This is a genomic window from Lysinibacillus sp. HST-98 (genome assembly GCF_016757845.1).
GTDB classification, from domain to species: Bacteria; Bacillota; Bacilli; order Bacillales_A; family Planococcaceae; genus Lysinibacillus; species Lysinibacillus capsici.
The window spans coordinates 422,522-435,277 of the sequence record NZ_JAENHX010000003.1; the positions used below are offsets into that span (position 1 = coordinate 422,522).

At 40.6% G+C, this 12,756-nt stretch carries 12 protein-coding genes and 1 CRISPR repeat array; all 12 genes read left to right on the top strand.

What is annotated here, in order from left to right; genetic code table 11:
• Positions 1 to 80: 80 nt before the first annotated feature.
• The 12 genes from JIN86_RS10770 to JIN86_RS10825 all read left to right on the top strand — a co-directional run bounded on the left by JIN86_RS10770 (position 81) and on the right by JIN86_RS10825 (position 11,283).
• Positions 81 to 1,289 (top strand): MFS transporter, encoded by a 1,209-nt coding sequence (locus JIN86_RS10770; protein WP_004228741.1) that lies wholly within the window; start codon positions 81 to 83, stop codon positions 1,287 to 1,289.
• Between the two features lie 29 nt (positions 1,290 to 1,318).
• Positions 1,319 to 1,699, top strand: coding sequence for an SRPBCC domain-containing protein (locus tag JIN86_RS10775; RefSeq protein ID WP_004228732.1), 381 nt, complete (start codon positions 1,319 to 1,321; stop codon positions 1,697 to 1,699).
• Between the two features lie 112 nt (positions 1,700 to 1,811).
• Positions 1,812 to 2,528 carry a toast rack family protein gene (locus JIN86_RS10780; protein ID WP_009371057.1) on the top strand — a complete coding sequence of 239 codons (717 nt, stop codon included), beginning with the start codon at positions 1,812 to 1,814 and terminating at the stop codon, positions 2,526 to 2,528.
• Positions 2,529 to 2,649: 121 nt separating this feature from the next.
• A complete protein-coding gene (locus JIN86_RS10785; protein WP_004228727.1) occupies positions 2,650 to 3,174 on the top strand; it encodes a tubby C-terminal domain-like protein in 525 nt (174 codons plus the stop codon).
• Positions 3,175 to 3,206: 32 nt separating this feature from the next.
• Positions 3,207 to 3,437 (top strand): alpha/beta hydrolase, encoded by a 231-nt coding sequence (locus tag JIN86_RS10790; protein WP_004228725.1) that lies wholly within the window; start codon positions 3,207 to 3,209, stop codon positions 3,435 to 3,437.
• Between the two features lie 470 nt (positions 3,438 to 3,907).
• Positions 3,908 to 4,474, top strand: coding sequence for a hypothetical protein (locus tag JIN86_RS10795; RefSeq protein ID WP_202341923.1), 567 nt, complete (start codon positions 3,908 to 3,910; stop codon positions 4,472 to 4,474).
• A gap of 392 nt (positions 4,475 to 4,866) precedes the next feature.
• Entirely contained in the window at positions 4,867 to 5,760 is an 894-nt protein-coding gene (locus JIN86_RS10800; RefSeq protein ID WP_202341924.1) for a DoxX-like family protein, read from the top strand.
• Between the two features lie 5 nt (positions 5,761 to 5,765).
• Complete coding sequence (locus JIN86_RS10805) at positions 5,766 to 6,377, top strand: DUF4166 domain-containing protein (protein ID WP_202341925.1); 612 nt, start codon at positions 5,766 to 5,768, stop codon at positions 6,375 to 6,377.
• Entirely contained in the window at positions 6,346 to 7,902 is a 1,557-nt protein-coding gene (locus JIN86_RS10810; RefSeq protein ID WP_202341926.1) for a YndJ family protein, read from the top strand. The genes JIN86_RS10805 and JIN86_RS10810 overlap by 32 nt, the downstream gene beginning before the upstream one ends.
• A 220-nt stretch (positions 7,903 to 8,122) precedes the next feature.
• Positions 8,123 to 8,407, top strand: coding sequence for a hypothetical protein (locus JIN86_RS23540; protein WP_237497213.1), 285 nt, complete (start codon positions 8,123 to 8,125; stop codon positions 8,405 to 8,407).
• A 162-nt stretch (positions 8,408 to 8,569) separates the two neighbouring features.
• Positions 8,570 to 10,252, top strand: coding sequence for a methyl-accepting chemotaxis protein (locus tag JIN86_RS10820; protein ID WP_202341927.1), 1,683 nt, complete (start codon positions 8,570 to 8,572; stop codon positions 10,250 to 10,252).
• 71 nt (positions 10,253 to 10,323) lie between these two features.
• Positions 10,324 to 11,283, top strand: a complete 960-nt coding sequence (locus tag JIN86_RS10825; protein WP_202341928.1) for a hypothetical protein — start codon at positions 10,324 to 10,326, stop codon at positions 11,281 to 11,283.
• Between the two features lie 142 nt (positions 11,284 to 11,425).
• A CRISPR array of direct repeats spans positions 11,426 to 12,236; the repeat unit is 29 nt; unit sequence ATTTAAATTCCACTTAGTTAATGAAAACC.
• Positions 12,237 to 12,756: the final 520 nt, after the last annotated feature.

The following is a 12,756-nucleotide window of genomic DNA, read 5'->3' on the forward strand; positions in this document are numbered from 1 at the left end:
TTACGTACGCTAGCTGTCCACGTACACTCTAGATAATGAAAAGGTAGACTGCAAAAGCAGTAACCTGATGGAGGGTTATGATGCATACATATTATCGATGGGTCGTATTGCTTGTGGCTACACTTTCGCAGACAGCCGCAACCTTTGTGACCTACGGAATGGGGCCAGTTGCCTCTTTTTATCAAATGGAATGGCACTTAACGTCCTTCCAAACAGGGCTAATTGTTTCAGCCGTCAATATAGGGCCAATTTTCTCCATGCTACTATTCGGCTATCTCATGGATAAAAAGGGAGAAAAGCAGATTATTGGATGGGGCTCGATACTACTGGGCCTGTCAGCCTTATTGCTAATACCCGTGAATCATTATACGACATTGCTTCTCGTATTAATAGTTGTGGGGATATGGTATGGCAGTGCGCAAACAGGTGGCAGTACTGCTATTGTGAAATGGTTTCCTAACAAGCATCGAGGACTGGCTATTGGGATTCGCCAAACAGGTATTCCGATTGGAGGTGCATTGGCTTCCACTTTGCTGACCTATTTGTATCAACATCATCATCTATCCTCTGTCCATTTAGCACAGGGCTTGATGGCGGTTGGTGGGGGACTATTATTTTTATTGCTGTACAAAGAACCAAAACAGCATGACACCGCTACGGCACCTCTCATTCCTTTTAAAGAGAAGATGCGTGCTATTCGGCACAATCGAGCGCTCTATCCTTTATTTTTTGTGGGCATGGTCATGATGTCCCTCCAAATGATTATCATTGCTCACTTTATGAGCTATTTACATCATGAAGGTGGGTATACATTAACCGAGGCAGGGCGCTATTTAAGTCTGATTTTACTTGGTGGGATGCTTGGGCGAATTGTACTTGCTTGGATGAGTGATCAATATTTCGCTCAAAAACGAGAGCCTTTATTAGTGCTCGTCATGGTCGCTACATTTCTGATGGTGGGCTGTTTGCCCTTTGTCATACATAGTAAGGGCCTCATGATTATTTTTTGCAGTGTATTTGGGTTTTTAGCGCTTGGCTGGTATTCCATATATATCACTTGTGTCACGGAACAATCCGATTCGCAAGCAGTAGGACTGACAGTTAGTGCAGCGTTAACGATTAACCAGTTCTTTATTGTTTTGGCACCAACAGTTTATGGATTATTGGTTGCTGTTTTTTCCAGCTATCAGCTCGCTTTGGATGTCATCGCTGTGATGGTCATACTGGGGGCATTTCACTTATACAGAACATCCCAAAGTAGTATAACTACTGAAAGTTCGGTAAAATAATGGAAAAGAGGAAATGGAGGTTGCTGCGAATGACCAGTTCGATTTGGATTGAGGCAAAGATTGATAAAGTATGGCAAGCGATTACAGAGGAGCAATCCCTCTCCCAATGGTACGCAACAGGCTCCACATGGGACATCCCTATTCTAGCAGCTGGAGAAAAAATGACATGTACTTTAATGCCAAATGCACATAATCAGCTTTCTGAAAAACTGCCGATGGAGCTAACGATTCAGCAAGTGAAGAAAAATAAGGAATTTTCCTTCTATCTAGAAGTGCCTGAAACATTAATTGCTATTACGCTAGCCGAACAGGGTAATGGCACTACAGTGAGCTTTAATTCGCCAGGCTATGCTGCCTCTCTTGCGAATTTAAAGGCATTGCTTGAGGGGCATAACATTCCTTATCAGTAAGCCTCTCTACGTCTTAGGTCTTAGATGAAATTCAAGCGTAGGGTCGTATTTTAATTTCCCTTCTCCTATATAATGAAATTATTGGTAGATTATACGGTGGGAGGAAATAATAGTGAAAAAATTAGTAGGTTTAGGTGTCGTGATGGGCACGTCAGCATTGGTATTATCGGGGTGCTTTTCCTTTATTCCAAATAAAATGCGAGAGGAAGCCATTTTGGTGGAAAAGGATAAAGCGAAAGCATTAGAGGTAGATATTGATTTAGGTGTTGGCGAAATGAATGTATCGAGTGGTGCAAAGGAATGGGTGGAGGGCAACGCAGAATATAATGTAAAAAAGCTAGCCCCTCAGGTAGACTATGATGTACATGGCGATACAGGAGAAGTGGAAATCAAGCATAAGGGCTCAACAAAGCTGGGGCTCTCCAATATTAAAAACACATGGGCGATTCAACTGAACGACAGCATCCCGATGGATCTGACTGTGGAAACGGGTGCCTCTCTTGCCAACCTCGATTTACAGGGTCTTCAGCTGGAAAAACTCGATATTGAATCGGGTGTCGGTGATCTAACGGTTAATCTAGGTGGCGACTGGAAGAAGAGCTTTACAACAACTATTGAAACAGGTGTCGGTCAAACAACAGTTATTTTACCTTCAAAGGTTGGCGTGAAACTAACGACGGAAAAAGGCATTGGCTCGTCTAATGTGGAGGGTCTTATGTCAAAAGGGAATGGTGTCTATGTCAACGAAGCTTACGACAAGGCAGATGTCGTGCTAGAGGTCAATTCGGAATTGGGCATCGGGGAAATTACCTTTAAGTTAGATCGATAGAAAATGGAGTAGGCCACTTTATTGAAATAGCCGCAATAGGAGCGTCAAATACATCCTTTGTATTTGACGCTTATTTTATGGTAGCTTTAAGAAAAGCAATTGTTTCAAAGGAGCGAATAGATTGAAGACCTATACATACAAGCAACCAGCGGCCATTGAGTCAACAGAGACCGTTACGATTTTAAATGAAGCGGGGGAGGAATCGTCCACCGTTCAACGCGTGTATGCCAATGCACTAAAAAAAGCATTCGATAAAACGATGGACTATCGTTATTTCGTTCGTTTTGATGTCCACGATCGCAATGGTCAGCCACTTTTTACGTGTAAAAAAGTATCCCGTCGTGGGCGTGTCCATTTCCGTGGCAAGGATTTAGTAACAGGTAAAGACTATATGATTGCTTACGATGGCTGGCAAATCATGATTCCCGATTTAGTCATTACCGATGGCGAACAGCAAATCAAGCTTAACAAAGAAATGGAGGACTGGTCTGTTTTTACTGTGAATGAACAGCCTATCGCACGCTGGCAAGCGACTTTCTGCGAGACACATTTTGACATTACGCTGCAAATTGAAGACAGCAGCCCCATTCAGCAGGAAGCCTTTTTTATTGCCATCGGACAGGCAGTGCTGTTTGTTGGGGCTTAAATAAAGGTAGATGGAAGAAAGGGCTTGATGAAGTGCTAAACATATTACCAGCAAAAGAGATTTATTTAGAGGGAAATGAGCATGCCCTATTGCTTTTACATTCCTTTACAAGTCATACAAGAGATATGAAGAAAGTAGCCACTGCACTACATAACCAAGGCTATACTTGCTATGCACCGTTATATCGTGGACATGGCACTCATCCAGAACAGTTATTACACGATCAGGTAGACGACTGGTGGCAAGATGTCATGAATGATTGAAGGCTATCCGATAATTTCGGTCAGTGTTTTATCCAGCGAAACATTTTGACATTAAAGCTTACCCAATCAATGGGTAAGTAGCTAGAGCAATTTAGAAAAAAATAGGTGCACCCAATCGTTAGGGAAAATCTAATGACGAGGTGCACTTTTTATATAGTAAGTTTCATACTAAATTAAAGAATCTTTTGTTTTTGTTTCTCCAGTTGGATTCTTTCGTATTCCACCTCTAATTCTCTGTGTTTAATCAAATATTCTTTTTTTATTTGATACACTTTAATCACACTCAAAATCGCAATAACAAAAGCAAATACAAGCATTAATAATTGTATATTTGAGAAATACAAAAAAACACCTCACTTTCTTTATATATTATACATTTATCTGGATTATATGTATAATAAAGATAATGTTACATTATCCATAAATGTAATATTTTAACATAAATAAATAAAACAAGGAGGTTTACTGTGATGAAGAAGCTTCAATTTTTTATTTGCAGTTTGATTGTTACGTTAATTGTTGCTACAATTTTTCCGAATTTTGCGAATGCTGATGAATATGGACGTAAAGAAAGTGTTTTAGCCGAATCCATCTACTATAACTTGGCTACGCAAACATTAGCGTTTGATGAAGAAGCAGCTCAGAAATTATATCATTTCACAGATGAAGAATTAAATTATTACGAATCTCTTGAATCACTATCTCCTAATGAGGTTCATCATAAACTTTTAACCTTTGGGCTAGACATGAACAATTATGAAGGCACAATTATTTATAAAGAAAATGAAGATGGAGAAGTAACACCATATGCTGTTATAGCATGGCTTGCAGGAATTGGTTTGGTTTCTTTCATAGGCTATTTCTTCTGGGACCGATACTTGACACATAAAGAAAAAATGAATTATATGAACAAATGCTTTGCACAGGGAGGGAATCCAATCATTGACTCCCGAGAAGATGCTGGTTTAAATGGACAAACCAATGCTACTGAGGCTAGAAAAATTGGTGGATATAATTTTGCGTGTCAAAAACCATAACATTTTGTAAAGGACCCTTCAAGACCATAATTTTGAACAGGAAAAACAACAGCCCTTCTATTAATAGAGGGGCTGTTGTTATTTAAATTTCTAGCTTGGTCGGCTCATCCCATAGACTCTGGAGAGTGAATGAGTGTAAGAACATAAAGGCATGCTCTTGATGCCTGATGTGAAGAAGTAATCGGACATGGGTATACCATTATCAATAAAGCCTAGTATTCTCGTTAAAACTATTTAAAAATATAGTACAAACGATACCATTAGACTCAAGTCATCTTTTCGATTCAAGTTTTTTATTTTTATTGAGAAACGTAATTTGCATACCCATTTAATAGAAGGTTATCAATTTACTGCTATAATGATAGTGGCTTCATCAAAAAAGGAGTGAGTTTATGAGCAGAAAGCCTATTTATGTCGAGATAGACATTCAGGCTCCTATAGAGAAAGCGTGGGATTATACACAAAATCCTCAGCTGCATGAGCAATGGGATTTACGTTTTACATCGATTACATATAGTCCGAAAAAAGCAACTGAGGAGCCACAGCGTTTTACCTATGAAACGAAGGTCATGCCAGGCTTACAGGTAAGCGGCTGGGGAGAAAGCAAGGGGGAGCATCATAAAGAAAATGGCACGCGAACATCCTCACTGCATTTTGGTACGCCTCAAAAGCGCTCACCCATAGCGGAGGGAAAGGGCTATTGGCAATATATCCCGCATCAACAGGGGCTGACATTTCTGACCCAATATGATTATGACACACGCTACGGCAAGCTTGGCGTATTCTTTGATTTACTTTTTCGTCCATTAATGGGGTGGGCGACGGCACTCAGCTTTGATGTTTTAAAAAGATGGCTAGAAAAAGGAGAAAATCCTGCTGCACAGTATAGACGATTCTTTTTAACGATGCTCATGCGTCTATTCTTTTGCTTTGTCTGGTTCTATCATGGTCTTGTACCGAAGATTATCCATTTACATCCGCAGGAATCAAAGATGACGGCTTCATTACTAAATCATGCAGATTATCTGGTTATTTGGATAGGGGTTGCGGAAATTCTCTTTGCTTTATGTTGGCTTTACCCGCGAGGAAAACGCTGGCTCTTTGGTATGCAAATTATCATTTTTCCGCTCTTGACGATAGCTGCTACTGTTGCGGACCCGACAAGTGTACAAGCACCCTTTAATCCACTTACCTTTAATAGCGCTTTATGGGTGTTGTCGATTGTCGGCTTTAGCTTAAGTAAGGATGTACCCAGTGCTAAAAGTTGCAAAAGAAAGCGAGGATAACAAGGATGACGATCTATCAATCAATATTAGGGGATGATTTTGCGAGACTTCATCCGATGCTACAGCAACGTTATGCGTTACCAATAGATGAACCATTTTTTGCTCAGGGCGTGATGCATCAAATAAAATCTGGTGCTAAATGGATGCGTCCCTTCTATACACTGGCTGCGAAAACGCGATTTCTGTTCCCAGAGTCAGGGGAGGATATCCCTTTTACCATTTCGAATACATGCAGAGCCCTACCAAGTGGGGAACTAGAGGTACTATGGGAGCGCACCTTTTATTTCCCGCAGAAAACAAGACATTTTGATGCAAGGATGACCATTGATCCAATCCAAAAAATTGTGAGAGATTATTTAGGCACACCCGCTCTTTTTTATTCTGATTTGCACTTTACGGTGACACGAGCGGGGACACTAGTCATTCGGTCAGGTAAGCAGCGGTTAGTCCTCTCGCGTTTCGAATGCCCGATGCCTAGACTGTTAGAGGGCCGAGTCATTGTAGAGGAAGGCTTTGATGAATCGAAAAATGTCTTTACCATTCATGTCTCCATTCATAATCCATTCATAGGGAGGCTCATGTTGTATGCTGGTGAATTTACGCAACAATCGAAGTAATTTTATTTTTTTACTAGGGATTTTGTTTACGGTGATGTGCTTTGTGCTTAGTGGGCAACCCAATTACTTATGGTTACTAACCGTTGCTCAACTAGTTTTCGTTCCCACCATGGTATCAATGGTTGTGGATGTTCAGAAAGTCGGCACAGCCATTATTTTGGCGATGATGCTAGCCGTTACACTGCTGCATTGGTCGACGGATGGCTTATTGGCTAATGTTTTGGCAGGCATGTATTTACTGTATACCTTCTATATTGCCATACAAGGCGTGAAAAGATTTTTACAACGAGGCTTTACGAATATTGCGGAGTTTGCTATCGACATGGGGCTTTTCTACCTAGCTCTTGGTGGTTTGTGGTTTTTCGCCTATGTCGCTAACATGGATACGGGTTTTTCACCATTAATAACGTGGTTAACAGCGATTCACTTTCATTATTCAGCTTGTTTATTACCCATTTCCGTAGGACTTTTAGGTCGATTACATGATAGTAACGGGTATCGTGTCATGGTGATGATATTGCTAGCAGGACCAATCCTTGTTGCGATAGGTATTGCCTTTTCCGTTCTCATCGAAATCATTGCCGTTGCTCTTTATATTTTCGCCATTTACGGCTTGTTTTTCGTAGCGCTCAAAACAAAGCTTCCGTTTGGACAGGGGCTATTGCTGAGGATTTCCTATGGAGCGCTCTGTCTGACGATTCTTGGGTCTTGTCTGTATGTTTACAGTCGTGTCAGCGGAAACTTTTCCATCGGCATTCCAGAAATGCTTCAATTCCATGGTGTGATCAATGGTGTTTTCTTTGGGGCTTTAGGGGTCATCGCCTGGCTAATGGCTGTCCCCCCAACAACACAGCGTCCGTTTGAGTTCCCTGTAAGCCAAATTCGCGGGAAGCTACATCATGAGAATATACCACACCCTGGCTTGGTCGATGCCTTACAGGATTTTGTCAATACAGCAAAGCTACCGCCTGTCATTCCACATTTTTATGAGCATACAACGACCTATCGTCTGTTTTCGAGGGTGCATTGGAAGACTTGGTTTCGACCTTTTGCCTTTCTTTATCAAGGCATGGGTCGTTTTCTCCAACAGCTCAATTTACCCTTTTCCAGTAAGCCAGTTGAGATGACGGGTAGCATTGTTCAGGTCGATTCTGCACAAGATAGCCGTCCGTCTCCACGTGCATGGATTCGGACAATTCATCAGCAAACCGTTTTTGTCGCGATTTATTCGAAGCACACAAGCAACGAAACGACCTATATGAATATAGCCTTACCACTCCCGTTCTCAACAATGGTTGGCATTTTGTATGCCTACGAAGAAAATGGTCAACTACACCTAACAAGTCGCCATGCTGGAGAAGCAGGAATTTATTTGGCGATAGGAAAAAATGTGATGAGGCTACCCTTACAGGAGCATTTTCAAATTTCTGCGGTAGATGACAAGACATTGTCAGCTCTTCATCAGATGACGTTATTTGGTATTCCGTTTTTACAAATTGATTATCACATTAAAAGAAATGCATAGATTGGCAGGAAATGCCTCATCCAAACGAGAAGGTCCTATATAGAGACAAAGAACAAGGAGTGATGGATGACTTGCGTTTAACAAAAGGAATTTCTGGTTTCGATGCAGCGCATTTAATTGAGCAGGACATGCGCATGTTTCAGTCGATGGTGTACCATTTAGTGACAAGCGAACAACGAGCGAAGGTCGGCAATTTATCGATCAAGCGCCCTTTGTTTATATGCAGGCATTGATCGAAATCGATGGAGAAACACTGACGATCCTTCATCATCGTTTGATGCCGTACATCGCCTTTACCAGGCAGGAGGAGAGTAGCTTTACCTTTTTATCCAAGCCTCACCTGCATAAATATTTTCCTATGCGAAAATGCTTGGAAGCGGAGACACTTACAACATTACTAATAAAGGATGAGGCGTTCCATAGCCTATCTACTACAGAATGGAAATACGTCTCTTATTTTAATAGCCAAACCATTGGCGATGTAATGTTCAATGGCTGGGATTAAGAATAGTACTAAAGGCGTACGATAAAAGATGCTATAAAAAACATTATATTGACCAAGTTATTTCTGGAAATATAGCAAAAATTCCTAAAACCGCTAATCGCCCTTATTAAATGGTAGATTTTTAATGATGGAATAGATTAGGAAAATAAGGGGTTTTTGCAAATGAAGTTCAAAACAATCAGTAGACGCATTGTTTTTTCTTTTAGCATTGTGATTGCAATCGTGATGGGATATATTGTTTACAATTACTTTGCCATCAAGCAAAGCAATGATGCGACAGAGCAAATAGTACAGCAAGAATTACAACTATTAATCATCGATTACGAGCAGGCACAGTCCATTGATTTAAGAATAGCGGCAGCTAGAGGCTATGTACTTTCTGGGAGAGAAAAGTATAAAGAGATATTTCAGGATAATGTTGCAAAGGAACTAAGCAATGAAGAAAAACGATCAGCATTCTCTTCCTCAGGCGAATTCGGACAATTTGCGGAGATGTCTAAGGAATGGAACCATTATATTGAACAAGAGGTATTTGCGGTATATGACCAAGGGAACACCAATCTGGCTACTCAAAACCTCACAAAAATGGATGACACAGCTACAACTATTCGTGAAGGCTACGAAGGCTTAGCTGAGCAACGAAAACTAGCCATTAATGAAGTAGGGAAAAACAGTGTTGCCGCTGGGGAACAGAAACAGCGAATTGCCATTATCGTAGGTGTGGTGATTGTTCTTCTAGCAGTGATAATTGAGCTATTAAGTGCTCTTGGTATTTCAAGACCACTCGTGACGTTAACCAAGCGTATGCAACAAATGACCAATGGCGATTTAAGTGAGCCGCCTTTGAAGGTTCAATCGAAGGACGAAGTGGGACAACTGATGGAAGCGACTAATACGATGTCAGCTATTTTAAATCGTCTATTAAAGCATATTCAAACGGTGTCCAATGATGTGGCGGCACATGGTGAGGAGCTTCTTCAGTCGACCTCAGAGGTTAAAACAGGAACAGAGCAAATTGTTCATACGGTTACAGAAATGGCAAGTGGGACAGAATTACAGGCAGGTCACGCCTCTGATGTCGCTTCCTCCATGAGTGATTTTGCAAGCAAAGTCACTACGGTTCATCACGGCAGTAAAGATGTTCTACAGTATTCACAGAACGTAAAAGCTTTAACGCAAGAAGGTAGAAGCTTAATGACCACTTCCACAAAACAAATGGAAGCCATCCAGCATACAGTGAAGGACGCGGTGAATCAGGTAAATGGCTTAAGTAAGCAAACACAGGAGATTTCTAAGCTTGTGGCGGTCATTCAAACGATAGCTGCCCAAACCAATTTACTCGCATTGAACGCAGCGATTGAAGCAGCTAGAGCTGGGGAACAGGGGAAAGGCTTTGCCGTGGTGGCTGACGAGGTTCGAACGTTAGCCGAACAGGTCGCCTTTTCCGTCGATGATATTACAGCGATTGTTAGAAAAATCCAGGATGATTCCGATACAGTAGCCTCCTCGCTAGAGCAAGGCTATGAGGAAGTAGAAAAGGGCACAACGCAAATGGCCGCAACCAATACGACATTCTATCGAATTGCGGATGCTATAGAGGCCATTGCGACAGGCATTGAAGGTATGTCAGTGGAGCTAGCAGAGGTTGTTCACAATACGGTCACGATTAATAAAGCAGTCGATGAAATTGCTGCTGTCTCCGAACAATCAGCGGCAGGCATTCAGGAAACATCGGCTACCATTGAGCAAACGGCAAGCTCCATGGCGGAAATTAAACATAGTGCCGAGCATTTAGCAGAAATGGCTGAACAACTAAACGCCCTGATTTGTCAATTTAAGCTATAAAAATTACCTGTGGATTTCAAACTTCCCTCACATTTCATCTGTATACTAAGGGATTGGAAGGTGGAATCATTTTGAGAAAATATTTACTTTTATTATTGATGAGTACTTTATTCATGGCACCCGTTGCCTACGCCCATACGATGGATAAAAGTACACTATTCACGGATGTCCCTGAAACAGCCGCCAATATTCAGGACATTATGGTACTACACAGTATTGGGCTTCTTGGGTACAATGGCAAGGATATGGCCTTAAACCCAACAGACAATCTTTCACGCAAGGACTTTGCAGGCTGGGTAGGTGGCTTTTTCGGCCTTGAGGGAGCCACAGTGGATGAGCTAGCACAAGCAGCTCAAAAAGAGGATTACGTGTCTTCGCTAGAGGGAGATATAACGTACAAGGAAATAAATACAGCACTTTTTCATCATAAACTTGAGCTAGCCAATCCTGACGCAACCATGACGAAAGAAGAGTACATTGCATTCTTAACAGAGCACCTTACATTTGATATGGGCGGACATACGCTTATTCAGATGGGCGGCTTTGCAGAAGGACCAACGGGTACGATTGAAGACGTAGTCACAGGTGACCAAACAGGAATCATCATCGACGGTAAAACATACATGCTGTCAGGACACCCTCGCATCTTTGCCGATTCAACAGATGCCAAAAGCTGGGTAGGGCAACAGCTAGAACGTTCTATTTTTACAACAGGAGCGGATCACCATCATGGACATGACGGTGGGCAAGAGGAAAGCCATGGGGATCATGCAGAAGGCCATGGCGACAGCCACGAGCATGAAGCATCCGCCTCGAATGAAGCAACACTACAATATGTGCAAATTAGCACTGCACAAGTGGTGAAAGAGGATGCCAAAGAAATGGAGTCTTCGAACGCTACTCCAAAAGAAGAGCAACAAGCAGCCGCAGCAGATGACACAACATCCAACTCAAACACAGTATGGATGATCGCCATCCTAGCAGCACTAGCCGCTATTTTTGTTATTGTATTTGTGAAACGCAAGAAATAATGTAAATGAAAAGAACCAGCAATGACCGAGGGGATTGGGTTGTTGTTGGTTTTTTTAGCGAATAATAGATTGCAAGGGTTTAAATGCCACTTGCTAATAAAAATGCCTTCAGTTGGACAATATCTTCCTAACCTATTTACTTATTATAAATCCACTTAGTTAATGAAAACCCCCTGCTGTTTTCATCATATTGATTAAGTTACCTTATTTAAATTCCACTTAGTTAATGAAAACCTCAGACTTTAATTCAGCATCACGCTCTGGTGAAACATTTAAATTCCACTTAGTTAATGAAAACCGGAATTTAAGGGAGCTTGCATTAGCATTAGAGCCATTATTTAAATTCCACTTAGTTAATGAAAACCCAACCTAACGAGTTTGCGATATGACTTGCTGTTGTTACTGATTTAAAATCCACTTAGTTAATGAAAACCACAAATGCTCAAGTCTCAATCCTGCTTGAAATTGAATTTAAATTCTACTTAGTTAATGAAAACCAATGTCGTACTCAACAAATCGCTCCTCAAATACTTATTTAAATTCCACTTAGTTAATGAAAACCGTGATTAATCGCATCATATCTAATTAAAGTGCCATCATTTAAATTCCACTTAGTTAATGAAAACCCAGAAGTACAACACATAAGTGATGTTAAACAAGTCCATTTAAATTCCACTTAGTTAATGAAAACCGACAGGCAGTGACAGAGCGTGTCGATCAACTGTGTAATTTAAATTCCACTTAGTTAATGAAAACCCAGATCAAACTCTGGGAATTCATACTCAGTTTTAGCATTTAAATTCCACTTAGTTAATGAAAACCCAACTCTGATTGAGATAATTCTTTTGCTTTTATCACATTTAAATTCCACTTAGTTAATGAAAACCCGTTTACGAGTAAACGACTGCACCGAGCTAATTCATGATTTAAATTCCACTTAGTTAATGAAAACCCCACCTTAAGCATAATCAAAAAAACCTTATTTTTCAACGCTTTATCAGGTTGTACTTTGAGACTAATATCATTTTTTTGCAGTCAATCTGTAGTTTGAAAATTTCCCTTTGTTATTCAAGTGCCTCAATGCTTGGCATGGAAAGCATTGAAGGGATTTAATGTTGTAAAATGATTCACTGCAATTTTTATAAAGAGGAGAAAATCCATTTTATTCAAGTAATAGGTCATGTCGACCACATTCTCATAGGGAGTTTTGTATCTATGTTAAATATTTTCATGCTTTATAAATTTGCCTTACTTGTGTTACATCCTCATCATGTGTAATCGGCGTTTAGTGAAGAGGGTAAAGGAAATTAAATGAAGTTTGTTAGAATTACTAAAAGTAATCAGCTATGTAAAAAACCTACTCGAAATAGTCTCAAGTAGGCTCTTTTGTAGTTTTTTTTTAAGAAAGTAAGAACTTGAAGTAAGTAAAATTCCACATAGTTAATAAAAAATGAGATAGTTTTCTAAAAAATT

Excerpts from the sequence above, each read along its gene's own strand:
- JIN86_RS10770 (WP_004228741.1), top strand. The coding sequence starts at position 81 with ATGCATACATATTATCGATGGGTCGTATTGCTTGTGGCTACACTTTCG.
- JIN86_RS10775 (WP_004228732.1), top strand. The coding sequence starts at position 1,319 with ATGACCAGTTCGATTTGGATTGAGGCAAAGATTGATAAAGTATGGCAA.
- JIN86_RS10795 (WP_202341923.1), top strand. The coding sequence starts at position 3,908 with ATGAAGAAGCTTCAATTTTTTATTTGCAGTTTGATTGTTACGTTAATT.
- JIN86_RS10800 (WP_202341924.1), top strand. The coding sequence starts at position 4,867 with ATGAGCAGAAAGCCTATTTATGTCGAGATAGACATTCAGGCTCCTATA.
- JIN86_RS10805 (WP_202341925.1), top strand. The coding sequence starts at position 5,766 with ATGACGATCTATCAATCAATATTAGGGGATGATTTTGCGAGACTTCAT.
- JIN86_RS10810 (WP_202341926.1), top strand. The coding sequence starts at position 6,346 with ATGCTGGTGAATTTACGCAACAATCGAAGTAATTTTATTTTTTTACTA.
- JIN86_RS23540 (WP_237497213.1), top strand. The coding sequence starts at position 8,123 with ATGCAGGCATTGATCGAAATCGATGGAGAAACACTGACGATCCTTCAT.
- JIN86_RS10820 (WP_202341927.1), top strand. The coding sequence starts at position 8,570 with ATGAAGTTCAAAACAATCAGTAGACGCATTGTTTTTTCTTTTAGCATT.